Source organism: Pseudomonas sp. LBUM1649, assembly GCF_059716155.1.
In genome coordinates this window covers 5,818,179-5,838,423 of the sequence record NZ_CP166807.1, presented here as the reverse complement: position 1 = coordinate 5,838,423, position 20,245 = coordinate 5,818,179, and the positions used below count along the sequence as shown (strand labels likewise).

General features: G+C 58.7%; 21 protein-coding genes and 1 pseudogene. 12 read left to right on the top strand and 10 right to left on the bottom strand.

The window, feature by feature from the left end; genetic code table 11:
- Positions 1-2 precede the first annotated feature (2 nt).
- Together aroQ and ACA058_RS27030 are read right to left on the bottom strand one after the other, a co-directional pair.
- Positions 3-443 carry a type II 3-dehydroquinate dehydratase gene (gene aroQ / locus ACA058_RS27035; RefSeq protein WP_497636674.1) on the bottom strand — a complete coding sequence of 147 codons (441 nt, stop codon included), beginning with the start codon at positions 441-443 and terminating at the stop codon, positions 3-5.
- A gap of 135 nt (positions 444-578) precedes the next feature.
- Complete coding sequence (locus ACA058_RS27030) at positions 579-1,490, bottom strand: LysR family transcriptional regulator (protein ID WP_497636673.1); 912 nt, start codon at positions 1,488-1,490, stop codon at positions 579-581.
- Positions 1,491-1,595: 105 nt separating this feature from the next.
- Between ACA058_RS27030 and ACA058_RS27025 the strand changes: the two genes are divergently transcribed.
- From ACA058_RS27025 to ACA058_RS27015, 3 genes are all read left to right on the top strand, one after another.
- Entirely contained in the window at positions 1,596-1,799 is a 204-nt protein-coding gene (locus ACA058_RS27025) for a tautomerase family protein (RefSeq protein ID WP_497636672.1), read from the top strand.
- A 213-nt stretch (positions 1,800-2,012) separates the two neighbouring features.
- The gene (locus ACA058_RS27020; protein WP_497636671.1) at positions 2,013-2,441 is read left to right on the top strand and encodes a DUF4160 domain-containing protein; all 429 of its coding nucleotides are present in this window, start codon (positions 2,013-2,015) and stop codon (positions 2,439-2,441) included.
- A complete protein-coding gene (locus tag ACA058_RS27015; protein ID WP_497636670.1) occupies positions 2,438-2,884 on the top strand; it encodes a DUF2442 domain-containing protein in 447 nt (148 codons plus the stop codon). The genes ACA058_RS27020 and ACA058_RS27015 overlap by 4 nt, the downstream gene beginning before the upstream one ends.
- 54 nt (positions 2,885-2,938) lie before the next feature.
- Here the strand turns inward: ACA058_RS27015 and trmA are convergent, their stop codons facing one another.
- Both trmA and ACA058_RS27005 read right to left on the bottom strand, forming a co-directional pair.
- Complete coding sequence (trmA, locus tag ACA058_RS27010) at positions 2,939-4,018, bottom strand: tRNA (uridine(54)-C5)-methyltransferase TrmA (protein ID WP_497636669.1); 1,080 nt, start codon at positions 4,016-4,018, stop codon at positions 2,939-2,941.
- On the bottom strand, positions 4,015-5,310 hold the full coding sequence (locus ACA058_RS27005) for an NCS2 family permease (RefSeq protein ID WP_497636668.1): 1,296 nt from the start codon (positions 5,308-5,310) through the stop codon (positions 4,015-4,017). Before ACA058_RS27005 ends, trmA begins: the two co-directional genes overlap by 4 nt.
- A gap of 218 nt (positions 5,311-5,528) precedes the next feature.
- Here ACA058_RS27005 and ACA058_RS27000 point away from each other — a divergent pair, with 218 nt between their 5' ends.
- Together ACA058_RS27000 and ACA058_RS26995 are read left to right on the top strand one after the other, a co-directional pair.
- Complete coding sequence (locus ACA058_RS27000) at positions 5,529-5,978, top strand: DUF4879 domain-containing protein (RefSeq protein ID WP_497636667.1); 450 nt, start codon at positions 5,529-5,531, stop codon at positions 5,976-5,978.
- Positions 5,979-6,046: 68 nt separating this feature from the next.
- Positions 6,047-6,598, top strand: coding sequence for a DJ-1 family glyoxalase III (locus tag ACA058_RS26995; RefSeq protein WP_497636666.1), 552 nt, complete (start codon positions 6,047-6,049; stop codon positions 6,596-6,598).
- A 6-nt stretch (positions 6,599-6,604) separates the two neighbouring features.
- Here ACA058_RS26995 and ACA058_RS26990 read toward each other — a convergent pair whose 3' ends face one another.
- Both ACA058_RS26990 and ACA058_RS26985 read right to left on the bottom strand, forming a co-directional pair.
- Positions 6,605-6,892 carry a HigA family addiction module antitoxin gene (locus ACA058_RS26990; RefSeq protein WP_180204523.1) on the bottom strand — a complete coding sequence of 96 codons (288 nt, stop codon included), beginning with the start codon at positions 6,890-6,892 and terminating at the stop codon, positions 6,605-6,607.
- 13 nt (positions 6,893-6,905) lie between these two features.
- A pseudogene (locus ACA058_RS26985) lies at positions 6,906-6,983 on the bottom strand (type II toxin-antitoxin system RelE/ParE family toxin); the annotation flags it as partial.
- A 389-nt stretch (positions 6,984-7,372) separates the two neighbouring features.
- On the opposite strand from ACA058_RS26985, the gene ACA058_RS26980 reads away from it, so the two are divergent.
- The 4 genes from ACA058_RS26980 to ltrA all read left to right on the top strand — a co-directional run bounded on the left by ACA058_RS26980 (position 7,373) and on the right by ltrA (position 11,992).
- A complete protein-coding gene (locus ACA058_RS26980; RefSeq protein ID WP_497636665.1) occupies positions 7,373-8,809 on the top strand; it encodes a cytochrome ubiquinol oxidase subunit I in 1,437 nt (478 codons plus the stop codon).
- Positions 8,810-8,812: 3 nt separating this feature from the next.
- Positions 8,813-9,820 carry a cytochrome d ubiquinol oxidase subunit II gene (cydB, locus tag ACA058_RS26975; protein WP_497636664.1) on the top strand — a complete coding sequence of 336 codons (1,008 nt, stop codon included), beginning with the start codon at positions 8,813-8,815 and terminating at the stop codon, positions 9,818-9,820.
- 82 nt (positions 9,821-9,902) lie between these two features.
- Positions 9,903-10,070, top strand: a complete 168-nt coding sequence (locus ACA058_RS26970) for a DUF2474 domain-containing protein (protein WP_497636663.1) — start codon at positions 9,903-9,905, stop codon at positions 10,068-10,070.
- A 500-nt stretch (positions 10,071-10,570) separates the two neighbouring features.
- Positions 10,571-11,992, top strand: coding sequence for a group II intron reverse transcriptase/maturase (gene ltrA / locus ACA058_RS26965; RefSeq protein WP_497635123.1), 1,422 nt, complete (start codon positions 10,571-10,573; stop codon positions 11,990-11,992).
- 73 nt (positions 11,993-12,065) lie between these two features.
- On the opposite strand, the gene ACA058_RS26960 is transcribed toward ltrA, so the two are convergent.
- Positions 12,066-13,190: a methyltransferase gene (locus tag ACA058_RS26960; protein WP_497636662.1), complete on the bottom strand. Its 1,125-nt coding sequence runs from the start codon at positions 13,188-13,190 to the stop codon at positions 12,066-12,068.
- Between the two features lie 166 nt (positions 13,191-13,356).
- Positions 13,357-14,088: a helix-turn-helix transcriptional regulator gene (locus ACA058_RS26955; protein WP_497636661.1), complete on the bottom strand. Its 732-nt coding sequence runs from the start codon at positions 14,086-14,088 to the stop codon at positions 13,357-13,359.
- A gap of 342 nt (positions 14,089-14,430) precedes the next feature.
- Here ACA058_RS26955 and ACA058_RS26950 point away from each other — a divergent pair, with 342 nt between their 5' ends.
- Entirely contained in the window at positions 14,431-15,207 is a 777-nt protein-coding gene (locus tag ACA058_RS26950; RefSeq protein WP_497636660.1) for a ferredoxin--NADP reductase, read from the top strand.
- Positions 15,208-15,238: 31 nt separating this feature from the next.
- Here the strand turns inward: ACA058_RS26950 and mscL are convergent, their stop codons facing one another.
- Entirely contained in the window at positions 15,239-15,652 is a 414-nt protein-coding gene (gene mscL / locus ACA058_RS26945; protein WP_497636659.1) for a large-conductance mechanosensitive channel protein MscL, read from the bottom strand.
- Between the two features lie 569 nt (positions 15,653-16,221).
- Here mscL and radA point away from each other — a divergent pair.
- Complete coding sequence (gene radA / locus ACA058_RS26940) at positions 16,222-17,589, top strand: DNA repair protein RadA (protein ID WP_497636658.1); 1,368 nt, start codon at positions 16,222-16,224, stop codon at positions 17,587-17,589.
- Positions 17,590-17,637: 48 nt separating this feature from the next.
- Here the strand turns inward: radA and ACA058_RS26935 are convergent, their stop codons facing one another.
- A complete protein-coding gene (locus ACA058_RS26935) occupies positions 17,638-18,006 on the bottom strand; it encodes a PilZ domain-containing protein (protein WP_497636657.1) in 369 nt (122 codons plus the stop codon).
- A gap of 160 nt (positions 18,007-18,166) precedes the next feature.
- Here ACA058_RS26935 and ACA058_RS26930 point away from each other — a divergent pair, with 160 nt between their 5' ends.
- The gene (locus tag ACA058_RS26930) at positions 18,167-20,233 is read left to right on the top strand and encodes a carbon starvation CstA family protein (RefSeq protein WP_497636656.1); all 2,067 of its coding nucleotides are present in this window, start codon (positions 18,167-18,169) and stop codon (positions 20,231-20,233) included.
- The last annotated feature ends 12 nt before the right edge of the window (positions 20,234-20,245 follow it).

Below are 20,245 nucleotides of genomic sequence, written 5' to 3'. Positions count from 1 at the left end.
GCTCACCCCTTCAGACGTTGGCTGAAATGCTCCAGTGCCAGGCGATAGCCATGGCTGCCGAAGCCGGCCATTACCGCAGTGGCAATGGCCGAGACGAAGGAGTGGTGCCGAAACGGCTCACGGGCGTGCACGTTGGACAGGTGCACTTCGATCACTGGCAGTTCGCTGGCGACCAGCGCGTCGCGGATCGCCACCGAGGTGTGCGTCCAGGCAGCCGGGTTGATCACGATCCCGGCGCAACGGCCGCGGGCGGCATGAATCCAGTCGAGCAGTTCGCCTTCATGGTTGGTCTGGCGAAACTCCACCGCCAGGCCGAACTCTTCGGCGGCACGACCGCACATGGCAGAAATATCAGCCAGGGTTTCGTGGCCGTAAGTCGCCGGTTCACGGGTGCCAAGCAGGTTCAGATTCGGGCCGTTGAGCACCAGAATGATGGGGGACATCGGGTTTCTCCACCTATTATTTTTGGCATGGCCGAGGACTCAGCCTGTGGAGATAAAATGTACCAGATGGTTAATATGGTCAATCAGGCAGCCCGCTCACGGTCTTTTAGTGTGCGGTGATCGGACGGTATCGCTTCAGCGTGGCAGCTGCTCCACCAGGAAATCGATAAACGCGCGCAATCGCAGGGGCATGTGGCGACTTTGCGGATAAAGCAGAGTAAACGGCCGCGAACGCCCCCCGTAAGCTTTGAGCACTTCCACCAGCGAGCCATCGGCCAGTTCCTTCTCGACGATAAATCGATAGGTCTGAAACAACCCCGCACCATGTTTCGCCAAGGTCACGCCACCCAATACATCGTCGGAACAACTGAAGTTACCCTCGGCCAGAATCTCCCGTTGCACGCCATTGTCATTGAACAACCAGGCAATGCGCCGGCCACTGCTGGGCAGTTCGTACTGAATGCATTCGTGCTGTTGCAGGTCGTCGAGGGTTTGCGGCGTGCCGGCCCGCTTGAGGTATTCGGGGCTGGCAATCATCACCAGCGTGGCGTCTTCCAGCTGCCGGGCGATCAGGCCGGAATCTGGAATCGCGCGTACACGAATCGCCATGTCATAGCCTTCGCCGACGAAATCGATGTTGCGGTTACTGATGTGCGACTCGACCTTCACCGCCGGAAAACGCGCGCGAAAGGCCGGCAGCAACGGCAGGATGCGGTGGTGGGCATAGGTGGTCGGGATACTGATGCGCAGGGTGCCTGAAGGTACCTGTTGCTGGCCCATGACTTCACGCTGGGCTTCAACCAGTTGCGCCAACGCCTGGCGGCACTCTTCGTAATAGCGGCGACCACTGTCGGTCAGTTTGACGCTGCGGGTGGTCCGCGCAAACAGCCGCACGCCGAGGCGTTCTTCCATGCGCGACACCGAGCGGCTCACCGCGGCCGGCGTGACCCCCGCCACCAGCGCTGCGGCAGTGAAGCTGCCGGCTTCGGCGGCCAGGCAAAACAGCTCGATGCTGCCCAGTTGAAGATCGTCGAATTGTCGCTGCATGATTGATTACACCAAGAATCAAATGAAGTCTGTGAATCAGTATTTATCAAATGCCCGCACGCAGATACAGTCAGCCTTACTCAATGAGCGAGCAGGAGAAGCAGCATGCCTTTCGTCAGCGTACGCATCACCAGAGACGGCGTAACCCGGGAGCAGAAAGCCCAGGTTATCGCCGAAATCACCGAGACCTTGCAGCGCGTGCTCGGCAAGCCGCCGGAGCTGACCCACATCGTGATCGAGGAAGTCGATACCGATAACTGGGGATATAAGGGCATCAGCACGACCGAATACAGGAAGCAGCCGGGGTGAGGCAGGACCTCACAAGACAGCCGTCCTTGCGACGGCTTTTTTGTGGGTGTAGCGAAAGCAATGCTTACGATTTTACCGGGGCCGCTATCGGTACAGGGCTCTGCTGAGCGCTAGTCTCAGAGTCGTGTTGACGATTGAGTGCGTAGCACCGGTCGTCAGGTTTTCCCAGGAATGTCGAATTATTCGATTCAATAACCTAACGGATGGGTTAGCATGAAAGTATGCAGCTACAGAGGGCTCTCGGTGGTGATCATGTTGCGTGACGAGCATTGTCCTCCTCACGCCCATGTGGAAGCGGGTACGTGGAGTGCGCGATTCAGATTCAGCTTTTGGCACAACGGTGTCGAACTCTGGGATGTGGTTCCACTCTCGCGTCGGCCACCGATTGCGGTACTTGAGGGATTGCGCCAATCGCTCAAGCTACCTGCTCATTTGCTGCGCGCTCGTCGCATCTGGTGGCGAAAATTGCAAACGGCCTGTCTTGATAATCAATTATGGGATTGGCAAACCAGTGAGGTCGTTGTGGTGAACAGGATTGTCAGTACCACCAACATGATTGGTTCGGCTTGCTATGAGCCTGATACGAACAAGACGCGGCTGTCCCTGATAGGTGCACAGGAATGTGTGGAGATCGAGTTATGAAAACGATAAAAGCCAAGGTCCAGGTAGAAAGGCCGGTGACAGAAGCCCGACTTGATCGGGCTATTGAACGAGGCAAGTCACGCCGAAGCAGCGGGTTACAGGCGACGGCGGTAACCTTTCAGGCTCCGTGTCTGGCGGTCAGCTTCGAAGATGGCAGCGGAATATTGCTGCCAGTTAGTAACTACCCTGAGTTCGATGGATTCGAGATTGAAGATTTTGCCAGTTTCGAGGTAGGTTTCACCGGCACTGCGCTTTGCCACGAAGAAAAGGACCTGCAGATTTCTATCGCCGGAATGATCTCGGCCAGCGAGCCGTTGATGGCGATGGCGGCTTCGGTGATTGCTTCGCGCAACGGTCGGCAGAGCAGCGCTGCCAAGGCCGAGGCTGCGAGGGCCAACGGCAGGAAAGGTGGACGTCCACGCAAGGTCGATGTTGTCCTTTGAGCAGGCACAAAAAAGCCGTCTTGTTGACGGCTGATTTGTGTGTGGCCTCTGCAATCACCGCCGGGTCAACAACACCCCGGATTCCATGTGATGCGTCCACGGGAACTGGTCGAACATCGCGCATTGGGTGATGCGGTGAGTGTCGTGCAACTGGGCGATGTTGGCCGCCAGGGTTTCCGGGTTGCAGGAAATGTAAAGGATGTTGTCGAAGCGTCGGGTCAGCTCGCAGGTGTCCGGGTCCATGCCGGCGCGGGGTGGGTCGACGAAGACACTGCCGAACTCGTAGCTCTTGAGGTCGATGCCGTGCAGGCGGCGGAACGGTCGCACTTCGTTCAGCGCTTCGGTCAGTTCTTCGGCGGACAGGCGCACCAGGGTGACGTTATCCACAGCGTTTTCACTGAGGTTGCTCAGCGCTGCATTGACCGAGGTCTTGCTGATTTCGGTCGCCAGCACTTTGCGCACGCGGGTGGCGAGTGGCAGGGTGAAGTTGCCGTTACCGCAATACAACTCCAGCAAGTCGTCAGTGCGATCGCCGAGGGCGTCGTACGCCCAGTTGAGCATCTTCTGGTTCACGGTGCCGTTTGGCTGAGTGAAGGCACCTTCGGGCTGGCGATAGCTGAAGGTGCGGCCGCCGACTTCAAGTTTCTCGACTACGTAATCGTGACCAATGACTTCGCGCTTGCCCTTCGAGCGGCCAATCACGCTGACGTTAAGGTCGGCAGCCAGTTTCGAGGCCGCTGTGTGCCAGTGCTCGTCCAGCGGGCGGTGGTAGCACAGGGTGATCATCGCATCGCCGGCCAGGGTGGTCAGGAACTCCACCTGAAACAACTTGTGGCTCAGGGCTGCACTGGCTTGCCACGCTGCTTTGAGCTGCGGCATCAACTGATTGATGCGTTGGCTGGCGATCGGGAACTCTTCGATCAGGATCGGCGTGCGCTTGTCTTCCTGGGAAAACATCGCGTAGTGGCGCTCGCCGGCTTCGCGCCACAGGCGGAATTCGGCACGCAGGCGGAAGTTCTGCAGCGGCGAGTCGAAGACGACCGGCTCGGGTGCGTCGAACGGAGCCAGCAGGTCACGCAGGCGCGTGACCTTGTCTTCGAGCTGGACGGTGTAAGCCTTGGAATCAAAAGTCATGCGTTGAACCAACCGAGCTTGATCACGAACAGAATCGACAGGATCACCAGCGCCGGGTTCAACTCACGGCCACGACCGGACATCAGCTTGATGGCGGTCCAGGCAATGAAACCGAAGGCGATGCCATTGGCAATGGAATAAGTAAACGGCATGGCCAGCGCGGTGATTACGACCGGTGCGGCGACGGTGATGTCGTCCCAGTCTATTTCGGCCAGGCCGGATGTCATCAGCACGGCGACGAACAGCAGTGCCGGTGCCGTGGCGAACGCGGGAACGCTGGCGGCCAGCGGCGAGAAGAACAGCGCCAGCAGGAACAGGATCGCCACGACGACAGCGGTCAGGCCGGTGCGGCCGCCGGCACTCACGCCAGCGGCAGATTCGATGTAGCTGGTAGTGGTCGAGGTGCCGAGCAGGGAGCCGGCCATCGCGGCGGTACTGTCGGCGATCAGTGCGCGGCCCATTTTCGGCATGTGGCCGTCCTTGCCCATCAGCCCGGCGCGCTTGGCGACGCCGATCAGGGTGCCGGAGTTGTCGAACAAGTCGACGAACAGGAAGGCGAAGATCACGCTGACCAGACCGATGTCCAGTGCGCCCTTGATGTCCAGTTGCAGGAAGGTCGGGGCCAGCGACGGCGGCATCGACATCACGCCGCCGAACGGAGTGAACCCCATCACGATAGAAATAATGGTCACTACCAGAATACCGATCAGCACCGCACCACGCACGGCGAGGGCTTCAAGGGCAACAATCAGGGCGAAGCCGAGGGTCGCGAGGATCGGTGCCGGTTGTTTCAGGTCGCCGAGGCCAACCATGGTCGCCGGGTTGCTGACCACGATGCCGGCGTTGTGCAGGGCGATCAGCGCCAGGAACAGGCCGATACCGGCGGCAATGGCCGAGCGCAACGGCAGCGGGATACTGTTGATGATCCATTCACGGATGCGGAAGATCGACAGCAGGAAGAAGCACACGGCCGAGATGAACACTGCACCCAGCGCCACTTGCCAGGTATGGCCCATGTGCAGGACCACGGTGTAGGTAAAGAAGGCGTTCAGGCCCATGCCCGGTGCGAGTGCGATCGGGTAGTTGGCGATCAGGCCCATGGTTGTGGAGCCGATGGCTGCCGCCAGGCAGGTGGCGACGAACACGGCGCCCTTGTCCATGCCAGTCTCGCCGAGGATGCTCGGGTTGACGAACAGAATGTAGGCCATGGCCAGGAAGGTGGTGACGCCCGCCAGAATCTCGGTTCGCACGTTGGTGTTGTGTGCCTTGAGTTGAAACAGCCTTTCCAGCATGTCTGCTCCCCGTGGCGCGCCCGGCGCCGTGAATGTATCGACCTCAACAGCAAAGCACAGACCGCTGAACGCGCCTGGGAATTACTGTGGGCCGGAAAAAGCCGCGCATCATACCAGCAGCGTGGGGTTATGGCTGCTTATGGCGGTGATCGTCGTCGATGTTTTGCGTTTAATCCAAACCCGCCATACTGCGCGCTGGTTTTTTGCGGTGTTAACTGATGAAAAAGCGTCTGACGATCATGTCCGGTGTCTTGATGGTGTTATCGCTGGTGGCACAATCCGCCTCGGCGGCATCGGCGCCGCCGTTGACCCAGGTAAAAGTGCTCAAGGTCGAGTCGCCAGGCTGTGGTTTTGAGACGATTGACGAAGGGCAGGCACAGACCCGCTGCAACCACGCGGGCCCGAACATCAGGATCTACGTGCTGGAAGTGGGCTACGGTCGCAGCCAGCCCCATGTCGCGCTGGATGGCTTCGAAGTGGATGGCACCCGCACGCCGGTTTGTGCCTATGACAACGGCAACCTGACCGACTGCTCGCAAAGGACCAAGGTCGTCGGCAACCTCTACATTTTCAATCTGGCGGGTAAGCAGGAAGGTACGTTCACCTTCAGCAACACCTCGATCAACGCGCCGGGCAACACGCTGTCGACCCAGCTTTACATCAAGTAACCACAGGGGCCCGAACAAGCGTCAGGAAAGCTGACTACGCTTTAAGAACCATCCCTTGGATCGTTCCCATGACCTATCGAGCCTTGATTACCCTCGCCGAGGGCGCCGATGACCTGCAGACAGTGACCTTGATCGATGTATTGCGCCGCGCCAAGGTCGAGGTGGTGGTGGCCAGCATCGAGGGGCGGCGCATGCTCACCTGTGCCCGAGGCACGCGTTTGACGTGCGATGCGATGCTGGTGGATTTGCTGGCCCAGCCGTTCGATCTGATTGTCCTGCCTGGCGGTGCCGTAGGGGCGCAACATCTGACCGGCCACCAACCCCTGCAACAACTGATCAAGGACCAGGCCGCGGCGGGACGCCTGTTCGCCGGCATTGCCGAGGCGCCCGCGGTAGCACTGCAAACCTTCGGCGTGCTGCGCCAGCGGCGCATGACTTGCCTGCCCTCGGCCAGCCATCAACTGTCGGGCTGCAACTTCGTCGATCAACCGGTGGTGATCGACGGCAATTGCATCACCGCCCAAGGCTCGGGTGGTGCTTTGGCATTTGCGCTGACGCTGGTGGAACAGCTATGTGGCAAAGCCACGCGGGCGATGGTGGCGGGGGAGTTGGTGGTTTAGTCGGCGTCAGGCGTGAGCGGCGATGGGTTTGATGGGCGGTTGCTCACGCTGCTCCGCTTGCCACAGATCATAGTCGGTCTGGACCCCTAGCCACATGCGGGCCTTGCCGATTCCAGCGCGTTCCAGACGCACTGCCAAATCCGGACTGACTGGCGCATGTCCATGCAGTACCCGCGACAGATGCGGGCGCGCAAACCCAAGGTGCCGGGCGAGTTCCGCGACGCTGATGCCCAGTTCAGGCAATACATCCATCAACAGTGTTTCGCCAGGGTGCGGCGGGTTGTGCATGGGCATGTCCTGCCTCCTGTCAGTGGTAGTCCAGATAGTCGACCAGTTCGATATCCGACCCGATAAAACGAAAAATAACTCGCCAGTTTCCGGAAACCTGGGGAGGGAAAGGGCGAGACTATCACCAGCCTGTAACAGGAAGTTGCCGCGGCAGAAAATTTCGTTAGCCAAGCATCGATTTCACTGACTGTTTGCCCACTGCCCCCCGGGAATTCATTTCAACCTGTGACTGCAACGGTGAGGCAACTTGTCACGCGGCAAAAGACCACGCGGGTCATCCCTGCAAATGGGACTACTCTTTCATCGTTGCTTGATCCAGATCAAAACCCACAAAAGGAATTGATCCGGCGGCCGGTTGGCCAGACTCCCTGCGTTGTGATGCGTGCAAAAAAAAGAACAAATAGAGATCCGCCACACTCCATACCCGTGGGGGCCGTGGGTGCAGGCTTCGAGCCCGCAGCCGTACTACCTGACAGAGGAAGACTTATGTTCGGTTTAGAGGCACTTGATCTCGCCCGAATTCAGTTCGCGTTCACTATCTCATTCCACATCCTGTTTCCAGCCATCACCATCGGCCTGGCCAGTTACCTGGCGGTACTCGAAGGCTTGTGGCTGAAAACCCATAACGACACCTACCGAGACCTCTACCATTTCTGGTCGAAGATCTTTGCCGTCAACTTCGGCATGGGAGTGGTCTCCGGACTGGTCATGGCCTATCAGTTCGGCACCAACTGGAGCCGCTTCTCGGACTTCGCCGGCTCGGTGACCGGTCCGTTACTGACCTATGAAGTGCTCACGGCATTCTTCCTCGAAGCCGGTTTCCTCGGCGTCATGTTGTTCGGCTGGAACAAGGTTGGACGCGGCCTGCACTTTTTCGCCACGGTCATGGTAGCCATTGGCACGCTTATCTCGACTTTCTGGATTCTCGCCTCCAACAGTTGGATGCAAACGCCGCAGGGGTTCGAAATCATCAACGGCCAGGTCATTCCCACCGACTGGCTGGCGGTGATCTTCAACCCGTCGTTCCCATACCGCCTGATGCACATGGCGACGGCGGCGTTTGTCGCCACGGCGTTCTTCGTTGGCTCCTCGGCGGCCTGGCATCTGTTGCGCGGCAAGGACAACCCGGCGATCCGCAAAATGCTGTCGATGGCGATGTGGATGGCCCTGATCGTCGCGCCAATCCAGGCGGTCATCGGGGACTTCCATGGCCTCAATACGCTGGAACATCAACCGGCCAAAATCGCCGCGATCGAGGGGCACTGGGAAAACAAAGGCAACGAGGCGACCCCGCTGATCCTGTTCGGCTGGCCGGACATGAAAGAAGAGAGAACCAAGTTTGCCGTCGAGATTCCGTACCTGGGCAGCCTGATCCTGACTCACTCGCTGGACAAGCAAGTGCCGGCGCTCAAGGAATTCCCACCCGAGGACCGACCGAATTCGACCATTGTGTTCTGGTCGTTCCGGATCATGGTCGGCCTTGGCTTGCTGATGATCTTCACCGGTTTGTGGAGCCTGTGGCTGCGCAAGCGCGACAAACTGTACACCTCGCGGCCGTTCCTCTACCTGGCATTGTGGATGGGGCCGTCCGGCCTGATCGCGATCCTCGCTGGCTGGTTCACCACGGAAATCGGTCGTCAGCCGTGGGTGGTCTACGGCCTGATGCGCACGGCGGATGCGTCCTCCAACCATAGTTTCATGCAGATGAGCATCACCTTGATCCTGTTCGTGGTGGTGTATTTCGCCCTGTTCGGTGCCGGCCTCGGTTACATGATGCGTCTGGTGCGCAAGGGGCCGAAGATCGACGAAGGCAAGGAAACCAACGACGGTGGTCCCGGGCAGAAACGTACGCCGGCACGTCCGCTGTCCGCAGCTGACGACGATCATGCCGATGCCGACCACATCGTGACCAAGGAGATTTGAATCATGGGTATTGATCTTCCGCTGATCTGGGCCGTGATCATCATCTTCGGCATCATGATGTACGTAGTCATGGATGGGTTTGACCTGGGCATTGGCATTCTCTTCCCGTTCATTCCCGGCAAGACCGACCGCGACGTAATGATGAACACCGTCGCCCCGGTCTGGGACGGCAACGAAACCTGGCTGGTACTGGGCGGTGCGGCGTTGTTCGGAGCTTTCCCGCTGGCCTATTCGGTGGTGCTCTCGGCGTTGTATCTACCGCTGATTTTCATGCTGATCGGGCTGATTTTCCGCGGCGTGGCGTTCGAGTTCCGCTTCAAGGCCAAGGATGACAAGCGTCACTTGTGGGACAAGGCGTTCATCGGTGGCTCCATTGCCGCAACGTTCTTCCAGGGCGTGGCGCTGGGGGCATTCATTGATGGCCTGCCGGTGGTCGATCGGCAGTTTGCCGGCGGCTCGCTGGACTGGCTGACACCCTTCACCCTGTTCTGCGGCGCGGCGCTGGTGGTGGCGTATGCGCTACTCGGTTGCACCTGGCTGATCATGAAGACCGAAGGCAAGTTGCAGGAACAGATGCACAACCTGGCGCGACCCTTGGCGTTCGTGTTGTTGGCAGTGATCGGTATTGTCAGCATCTGGACCCCTCTGGCCCACGCCGAGATCGCAGCCCGCTGGTTCACCTTGCCGAACCTGTTCTGGTTCCTGCCGGTGCCGATCCTGGTATTGGTGACGCTCTATGGCCTGATTCGTGCCGTGGCTCGCAACGCGCACTACACGCCATTTTTGCTGACACTGGTGCTGATCTTCCTCGGTTACAGCGGCCTGGGGATCAGCCTGTGGCCGAACATCGTGCCGCCGTCGATCTCGATCTGGGACGCTGCTGCACCACCGCAAAGCCAAGGCTTCATGCTGGTGGGCACGCTGTTCATCATTCCGTTCATCCTGGGTTACACCTTCTGGAGCTATTACGTGTTCCGCGGCAAGGTCACCCATGAAGACGGTTACCACTAGGGGGGAGCGAGCCGGCTCCGGGCGGCGTTCCGACGATGGCGCCATCACAGGCGCCATCCAACCTATATTGGAGAAATGTGTCATGACCGGTAAACACTCCCTGCACGACATTGAAGAAGCCGAAAAAAAACCGCTGTGGCAGCGGCTCGGCTGGTTGGCCATGATCTGGGCTGGCAGCGTCGGTGCGCTGTTCATTGTGGCCAGCCTGATGCGCATGTTCATGAACGCCGCAGGCCTGAGCACTCACTGAAAGAAACGACATCCCGTCCCGCAGCCCTCAGGCGCGGATTTACAACCCTCCTGAGCTGGAGGGTTTTTTTTGTGGTGCGCCAGGCATGGCGCGTTGCGCGCAAGCGCAACCAGTTTGGCTGTGGTGGCCACGCTGGTGACTTGGAGGTGAAAGTCCTCTACACACACGGCAAGGGGAAGTGTTAGCCGAAGGCAAGGGTGTCGCAGGCGACTGCGAATCTGAAGGAAGCCCGGGGCAAAATGCTGGCCTGACGAACAGGAAGCGGATTAGGCGGTGCAGCGGGGTAAGGTAGCCATAATTGCCAAAGCCCAATACTTGCACGGAACGCTGTGACGTAGATCCGACAGGCATAAGCAGGAAGGTCGCGCGAATTACCCTGGGAGATCTGCACGTTTGCCACTGTGCTACCGAGCGTCGAGAGGCGACGGGATGAACGTGCAGAAGTCAGCCGAGGCCGTAGTAAGTGGCAAATAACCCTGCCACCAAGGGCCGAACAGGTTATGCCGCCAGTAGGCGTCAGAGTCTCGTCGAATGTCGAAAAGCAGAAATTTCTCCGAGGGAGAACTGTGACCCCTAGTTCCGGACAGAATCCGCGGGCGACGGCTGGCAGTGCGCAGGCATCGGCGACGTCTGTGATGTGGACGAACGCGGAGCCGGACACGCTGATGGCGCGGGTGCTTGCATCGGCCAACCTCAAGCGTGCGTATCACCGCGTGGTCAGCAACGAGGGGGCGCCGGGTGCCGATGGCATGACGGTCGACGAATTGGCGGGCTACGTGGAACAGTATTGGCCAACCCTCAAGGCCAGGTTGCTGGCCGGTGAGTATCACCCGCAAGGTGTACGCGCCGTCGAAATCCCCAAACCCAAAGGCGGGACAAGACAGCTGGGTATCCCCAGCGTCGTGGATCGCCTGATCCAACAGGCACTGCTGCAACAGCTCACGCCGATCTTTGACCCGCTGTTCTCGGACTATAGCTACGGCTTCCGTCCGGGCAGAAGCGCCCACCAAGCCATCGAAACAGCCCGTGCCCATGTGGCGGCGGGCCACCGCTGGTGTGTGGAACTCGATCTGGAGAAGTTCTTCGATCGGGTCAACCACGATGTATTGATGGCCCATGTGCAGCGTCAGGTTGAAGACAAGCGGGTGCTCAGGCTGATCCGTCGTTATCTAGAGGCCGGCGTGATGTCGGGCGGGATCGCCAGCCGACGGCAGGAAGGGACGCCGCAAGGCGGCCCGCTCTCGCCGTTGCTGTCGAACATCCTGCTCAACGAACTCGACCAAGAGCTGACACGGCGGGGCCATCGCTTCGTGCGCTATGCCGACGATGCGAACATTTATGTGCGCAGTCCTCGTGCTGGCGCGCGAGTGATGGCTGGTGTTGAGCGTTTCCTGAATCAGCGTCTGAAACTGACGCTGAATCGGGAAAAGAGCCGAGTAGCCGGGTCGTGGATGTGTGATTACTTGGGCTACGGGATGAGCTGGCATCAACAACCGAGGTTAAGAGTAGCGACGATGAGTCTGGGTCGCTTACGCGACCGACTCAGAAACCTGCTGCGCGGCGCACGGGGCCACAAGATGGCGAACGTCATCGAGCGGATTAACCCCGTACTGCGCGGTTGGGCGGGCTACTTCAAGCTCAGTCAGAGCAAGCGCCCCCTTGAGGAGCTGGACGGGTGGGTGCGGCATAAACTTCGCTGCGTCATCTGGCGCCAATGGAAGCAGCCCTCTACGAGGGCGCGCAACTTGATGCGCTTGGGGCTTAGCGAAGCGCGCGCCTGCAAATCAGCCTTCAATGGTCGCGGACCATGGTGGAACTCGGGGGCGTCACATATGAATCAGGCGTTACCGAAGAAGCTGTGGGATCAGCTAGGGCTGGTCTCGATACTGGATACGATAAACCGGCTTAGCCGCATAACTTGAGCCGCCGTATACGGAACCGTACGTACGGTGGCGTGAGAGGACGGCGGTTGTGAAACCGCCTCCTACTCGATCGTTACTTGCGCGCCTTGAGGATCACGAATTTCGGGGTGGCCGCCACTTGCTCGACCCCGCGGAACAACCGCGCCAACTTGCTGTGATAGCCCAAATGACGGTTGCCGACGATGTACAGCGCACCGCCCACCACCAGCGCCTCCCGGGCTTGCTGGAACATCCGCCAGGCCAGGTAGTCGCCGACGACCTGTTGTTGGTGAAACGGTGGATTGCACAGCACCACCTCCAGCGACTGGGGTTCCTGCCCGGCCAAGCCATCGCCCGCCCGCACGATCACCTCCCGCTCACCCAGCGTGGCGCGCCAGTTTTCGGCGGCCGATTGCACCGCCATAAAGGATTCATCGACCAGCGTGTAGCTTGCTTCGGGGTTTTGCAGGGCACTGGCGATGGCCAGCACGCCGTTACCGCAACCGAGATCGGCGACCCTTGCGCTGCCAAGGTTCCTTGGCAGGTGCGGCAAGAAGGCTCGCGTGCCGATGTCCAGGCCTTCACGGCAGAACACGTTGGCGTGATTGAGCAGTTCGATCGCAGGATCATCAAGTCGATAGCGGGTCGGGTAGGGCGACACGACGGCGGCTTTGGCTTGAGTCGTGGCGATCAACAGCCGGGCTTTTTTTACCGCCAACGAGGCCTGCACTGGGCCGATATAGCGCTCAAGCAGGTCGCCGGCCGCGCGCGGCAGATGCTTGATCATTGCCCCGGCAATCACCTGGGCGCCAGGAGTCAATTGGCCTTGCAGGCGGATCAGTTGTTCTTCCAGTAACGCCAGTGTCTTCGGCACCCGGATCAGCACCCGGTCGAACGGCCCCGTGAAGGGTTCACTGGCCGGCACGTGGGGTACGGCATCAAACGCCTGGCTATTACGGGCCAGGTTCTTTTCCAGCCCCTGTAAGGCCAGGAACGAATCGCCACTGCTGGTCACATTGACCTTGCCTGCCAGGCTGACGGCCAATGCGCCAAAACTGTCATTCAGCACCAGCACCCGCGTATTTGCCGTGGGCAGCTGTTCAGCCAGGTGATTGAGCAAGTACTCATCTGCAGCATCAAAGGCTTGCAGCGGTTCGTTCTGCTGTTCGGGCTGGCGGATCAGGTCGAGCTGGGCGAACGGGGTGTCGAGCAAGGGCATCGGGCAGGAGGCTCTGATAGATGGACGAGGATGTTCCGCGGCCCTGAGGCGTTGTTGCGGGCGGGACCGTCCGAGTGAACTGCGGCATGATGTTTTACACGTCATCACTCAAGAGGGGATGCAAATGGTACGTTTTTTTCTTTTGGATTACTCGCAGGTTTTGTGATCAGCGCAGCGCGTTGCTGCTGAGATAACCGGCCTTGACCGCGGCAATGACTGCCGAAATCTTGTTATTGACGCCCAGTTTCCCAATCGCACTCTGCACATGGAAATTGACGGTGCGTGCACTGAGATTGAGAATCCTGGCGCTCTCGAAGGCCGTCTTGCCATCAGCTGCGAGTTTCAACACGTCGATTTCCCGCAGCGACAAGTGCGTAGTAGCCAATTTTGGCGAGCGTTTTGGAAGCGATTGTGCAACCAGTGCATGCAGATGCCGTCCCATGAAGACGGAAAAGCCAAGATTCTCGTACAACTCAAACGCACTGATTGGACAATGGCTTCTGGCCAGGCTCAGGATGCTGCACAGACCGCTATCATCGTCCTGCACCGATTGCGACCAGCCATGCTGAATTCCTTGCAGCCCAAGCGCTTCCCACATCGATGGCACCTTGGAAAAGAGCTTTTCACTCCAAAGAACAGGCAGCATAGTTTGATTGCAATGAGCCACTATCGGGTCGATGTCTCTGAATTTTTTTTGTTCGTACTCGGTGTTCCAACTTGCAGGGTAATTGTTGAGTTTCAGGGTGTTTACTTGCTCCGATTCGGTTTTGTAAGTTGCTGAAAATTCGAAAAATTTATATCCGATGTTTTTCGCGAAACGCAGCGATACCTTATAGGCAGTGTCGATCTCCATTGCGCTGCCTAACTGCCTGAGTTGTGATTCCTTCCACCTTTCCATCTTTGAGCTCCCACTTGTATTAGCCTGGGTGTGTATGGATCCAATGTCCACTACGCACGGATTGTAGGATGTTTCATACGCAGTGGTGAGAATTTTTTGTTTTGTTTGAATTTCTTAATAAGGTTTATGGTTCTAATGTGATTGAGTTCAAAAGATGTATTGAATGTCGATGTTAATGTTATTGCGGGTGTCCTTTTTGTGTTAACTAAGTGGTTAGATATGCGTGAGGTCATTGGGGTATGTATGCATTCGATAGTGTTTGGCTAAAGACATTACAAATCGCCGGTGTTTATGGGAACCGCTTTGCGAGACACTGCGGTTATGTGTTGAAGGGAGCACCCCATGACCGCCAGTGAAGAGAAATTTACCCGTCAAACCTTACTCGACGTCCAGCCGTTGACGCCGAACCTGTTCACCCTGCGCACCACGAGGGACGCAGGTTTTCGTTTTCGCGCAGGGCAATTCGCCCGGCTGGGCGTAGTCAAGGCAGACGGCAGTACGGTGTGGCGCGCCTATTCCATGGTGTCTTCACCCTACGACGAGTTTCTCGAGTTCTTTTCCATCGTCGTACCCGGCGGCGAATTCACCAGCGAGCTCAGCCGGCTGGGCGTTGGCGACACGCTGTTGGTCGATCGACACGCGTTCGGGTACCTGACACTCGACCGCTTCGTCGACGGGCGTGATTTGTGGCTGTTATCCACCGGTACAGGTCTGGCGCCGTTTCTATCGATCCTGCAGGACTTCGAGGTCTGGGAGAAATTCGAGCGAATCATCCTGGTGTACAGCGTCCGGGAGTCCAGGGAGCTGGCATATCAGGCACTGATCGCCGGATTGGCGCAGCGCGACTATTTGAGGGAATTTGCCCACAAGTTGCAGCTTATCAACACCGTGACTCGCGAGTGGCACCCGGGCGCCCTGAACGGACGGATCACCACCTTGATCGAAAACGGCGAGCTGGAGCGGGCGGCTGGCGTTGCGCTGACGCCTGAACATTCGCGAGTGATGTTGTGCGGAAACCCGCAGATGATTGATGACACGCGCAAATTGCTCAAGCAGCGCGACATGCATCTGAGCCTCAGCCGGCGGCCCGGTCAGGTGGCGGTGGAGAACTTCTGGTAAAAAAAACGGCGCCTGGAAGGCGCCGTTGGATTCAGGGTCGATTGTTCTGGGTCTTGAGCAAGTCGCGAATTTCACCCAGCAACTCTTCTTCCTTGGTCGGAACCGGCGGCAGGGTGGGCGCCACGGCTTCTTCGCGCTTGAGGCGGTTGATGGCCTTGACCCCCATGAAAATCGCGAAGGCGACGATGACGAAGTCAATCAGGGTCTGGATGAATTTACCGTACGCCAGGACCACCGCCGGGGCATCGCCCTGGGCGGCCTTGAGCGTAATGGTCAAGTCGCTGAAGTCCACCCCGCCGATCAGCAAGCCGATGGGGGGCATGATCACATCGCCGACAAACGACGTCACGATCTTGCCGAAAGCAGCGCCGATGATGATACCGACGGCCATGTCCATCACATTGCCTTTGACCGCGAAGGCCTTGAACTCGTTTATCACGCCCATAGGTCATTTCCTTGTTACAGATGAGGTTGGTGAACGCAGTGTAAATCAGCAAATCGCTTCCTGCTCGAAACGACTGCGTGCGGGGTTCGCCTGCAAAGGACCTGACCTGTGGCAAAAAGTTTACAAAATGCCTCTCCTCCATGCGACATCATTACTTCGCAGCTGCCTCTCGGCGCTTGGCACCCTGGCGAGTTGAAGGCGAGAAAGTCGCAATGGGTAGCACTGTGTGATTTGATAAACAACTCAGTTGGAACTAAAAGTAGGTGGCTATATTCGTATGGCGATTTTCAAGAGGCTGTTGTTGTACGTCATGGAAGGTAGTGGTTAATGTTTGTACAGGTTTTTCTACAGTTGTTAAGGGGGGCTCAGGTGCTTTGGGTGTCTGTGTATAGATAACTTGTGTTTCGTTTTAGTGTTGAGCATGTGCTTTGTAGGTGTGTGTTGGAGTTCTGTTGGACAAGATTAGAAGTCTTCAGGTGTAACTATTCACTTGAGATAACCTGGTATCAATCGCGGCGTACCAAGACAGCTGACCTGAGCTATCATCGCGGTTTTTGCCGGGAGTTCAGATGGCCAAGGCCAAGCGCATGTACGGCTGCACTGAGTGCGGCTCAACCTTTCCAAAGTGGGCCGGACAATGTGGCGAATGCGGCGCCTGGAACACACTCACGGAAACCATGGTGGAAAGTGGCGGGGCAGCCGCACCCAGCGGTCGCACCAGTTGGACCGGCCAGCAGGCGCAGATCAAGACCCTGGCTGAAGTCAGTGTCGAGGAAGTCCCGCGTTTCTCCACGGCTTCCAGTGAGCTTGACCGGGTACTGGGTGGCGGCCTGGTGGACGGCTCGGTGGTGCTGATCGGCGGTGATCCCGGCATCGGCAAATCCACCATTCTGCTGCAAACCTTGTGCAATCTCGCCAAGAGCATGCCGGCGCTGTATGTCACGGGTGAAGAGTCGCAGCAGCAGGTGGCCATGCGCGCCCGACGCCTGGGGCTGCCACAGGATCAGTTGCGGGTCATGACCGAAACCTGCATAGAAACCATCATTGCTACCGCCCGGCTGGAAAAGCCCCGGGTCATGGTGATCGACTCGATCCAGACGATTTTCACCGAGCAACTGCAATCGGCACCAGGTGGTGTGTCTCAGGTTCGCGAAAGTGCGGCGCTGTTGGTGCGTTACGCCAAGCAAAGTGGCACCGCGATTTTCCTTGTGGGGCACGTGACCAAGGAGGGCGCCCTGGCTGGGCCCCGAGTGCTGGAGCACATGGTCGACACCGTGCTGTATTTTGAAGGCGAATCAGATGGGCGCCTGCGCCTGTTGCGGGCGGTAAAAAATCGTTTCGGCGCGGTTAACGAATTGGGCGTGTTCGGGATGACCGACAAGGGCCTGAAAGAAGTCTCCAATCCTTCGGCAATTTTTCTGACCCGTGCCCAGGAAGAAGTCCCAGGCAGTGTGGTCATGGCAACATGGGAGGGCACACGGCCGATGTTGGTGGAAGTGCAGGCGCTGGTAGATGACAGTCACCTGGCCAATCCGCGCCGGGTAACGCTGGGCCTGGATCAGAACCGACTGGCAATGTTGTTGGCAGTCTTGCACCGGCACGGCGGCATACCCACCCACGATCAGGATGTGTTTCTCAACGTGGTCGGTGGGGTGAAAGTACTGGAAACGGCATCTGACCTGGCATTGATGGCAGCCGTCATGTCCAGTTTGCGTAACAGGCCGCTGCCCCATGATCTGCTGGTGTTCGGTGAGGTCGGTCTGTCCGGCGAAGTGCGTCCGGTGCCAAGCGGTCAGGAGCGCCTGAAGGAAGCGGCCAAGCATGGCTTCAAACGTGCCATCGTGCCCAAGGGCAATGCACCGAAAGAGGCGCCGCCGGGTTTGCAGATCATCGCTGTCACTCGTCTGGAGCAGGCCCTCGACGCCCTGTTCGAATAACATCAAGCCCCTGTAGGAGCGAGCATGCTCGCTCCTACAGGGGTTCATTCAGATTTCGATGAGTGCGCCCAGTTCCCGCTCAAGCTCTTGCGGATCACCCAGATTGAATTCGATCAATCGCCGCAGACGTTCAATCGACTCCAGGCTGATATGCCTGCAAACGAAACCCAATTGTCCATGGTCTTCATGGGTCAACTGCACATCCATTTCGATGTAGATGTCTTCGCTCAGATGGATGTCGACAAAAAAGTCCTCCTGCGGATCGCCCAGCCAGGGTTCCGGTCGCTCGATCAGCAAGCCCTTGAGCGACAGATCGATCAGCTTCACCGGCCAGATGAACGCCCCCTGGCCCAGCTCGGTTCTGGCATCGAACGCAATACGTTTGAAACGGCGACGTTCGGCAGGGTGCTCGCTCATGGCAAGGTCCTCGGAAATGTACGCTGACTATAGACCGGCATTGCAAAAGGCTGCCAGCGCCGCCAGGTGTCTAGATCAATGTCGGGGTATGGCCTTTGCTGTCAGGCGAGCTAAACTCGAGGTGGCTGTCTTTCTTGTCCACTCTGGCTGGAATAATAAAATGAAAAATAATAATAGCCCGCTACGCCACTTACCCTGGCTGCTGCTGGCAATCGTTGGGGCGTGCGCCCTGGGCGTCGTGGCACTGCGCCGAGGTGAAGCAATCAACGCTTTGTGGATAGTGGTCGCTGCCGTGGCCATCTATCTCGTTGCGTACCGTTACTACAGTCTGTTCATCGCTAATAATGTCATGCAACTCGATGCTCGGCGGGCCACCCCCGCAGTGCTCAACAACGACGGTCTGGATTATGTCCCGACCAACAAGCACATTCTCTTCGGTCACCACTTCGCGGCCATCGCCGGCGCGGGGCCGCTGGTCGGCCCGGTGCTGGCGGCGCAAATGGGCTACCTGCCCGGCACGCTGTGGCTGATTGCCGGCGTGGTGCTGGCCGGTGCCGTGCAGGACTTCATGGTCCTGTTCATGTCCACCCGCCGCAACGGTCGCTCCCTGGGCGACATGGTCCGTGAGGAAATGGGCCGCATCCCCGGCACCATCGCGCTGTTCGGCTGCTTCCTGATCATGATCATCATCCTCGCGGTGCTGGCGCTGATCGTGGTCAAGGCCCTGGCCGAGAGCCCGTGGGGGATCTTCACGGTGATGGCGACCATCCCGATCGCGATGTTCATGGGCATCTACATGCGCTACATCCGCCCGGGTCGCATCGGTGAAATTTCCGTGATCGGCGTGCTGTTACTGCTGGGGTCGATCTGGCTCGGCGGGCAGATTGCTGCAGATCCGGTCTGGGCCAAGGCCTTTACCTTCACCGGTGTGCAGATTACCTGGATGCTGATTGGTTACGGTTTCGTGGCAGCCTCTTTGCCTGTGTGGCTGATCCTGGCACCCCGTGACTACCTGTCTACCTTCCTGAAAATCGGCACCATCGTGGCCTTGGCGATCGGCATCCTGATCACCATGCCTGAGCTGAAAATGCCGGCCCTGACCCAATTCGTCGACGGCACGGGACCGGTGTGGAAGGGCGGCCTGTTCCCGTTCCTGTTCATCACCATTGCCTGTGGTGCGGTCTCGGGTTTCCACGCACTGATTTCTTCCGGCACCACGCCGAAGCTGCTGGATAACGAGGTCAACGCCCGTTACATCGGTTACGGCGGCATGCTGATGGAGTCCTTTGTGGCCATCATGGCCATGGTCGCTGCCTCGGTGATCGAGCCAGGCGTGTACTTCGCCATGAACAGCCCGGCCGCCGTGGTCGGCGGTGATGTGGTGGCAGTGGCGACCGCGGTCAGCAACTGGGGCTTTGCGATTACCCCGGAGGCGCTGCAAGCGGTGGCCAAGGACATCGGTGAAACCACCATCCTGGCCCGTGCCGGCGGTGCGCCGACCCTGGCCGTCGGCATCGCGCAGATCCTGCACAGTGTGCTGCCGGGTGAAAATACCATGGCGTTCTGGTACCACTTCGCGATCCTGTTCGAAGCGCTGTTCATCCTGACCGCGGTGGACGCCGGGACCCGTGCCGGGCGTTTCATGCTGCAGGACCTGCTCGGCTCTTTCGTGCCGGCGCTGAAACGTACCGAGTCCTGGACTGCCAACCTGATCGCCACCGCCGGCTGCGTGACCATGTGGGGCTGGTTGCTGTATCAGGGCGTGATCGATCCGCTGGGGGGCATCAATACCCTGTGGCCGCTGTTCGGCATCTCCAACCAGATGCTGGCCGGTATCGCGCTGATGCTCGGCACCGTGGTGCTGATCAAGATGAAACGCCAGCGTTATGTCTGGGTCACCATGCTGCCTGCCGTGTGGCTGCTGATTTGCACCACCACCGCTGGCTTCATCAAACTGTTCGACGCCAACCCGGCGATCGGCTTCCTGGCCCTGGCGAAAAAATACAGCGATGCCCTGGCCAACGGTCAGATCCTCGCCCCGGCCAAGGACATCACTCAGATGCAGCACGTGATCTTCAACGCCTACACCAATGCCACGCTGACCGCGCTGTTCCTGTTCGTGGTGTTCAGCATCCTGTTCTATGCGCTCAAGGTCGGTATTGCCGCCTGGGGTAAAAAAGAGCGCACGGATAAAGAATCGCCATTCCAGGCGCTGCCGGATGCGTAACCAGAGGATTGC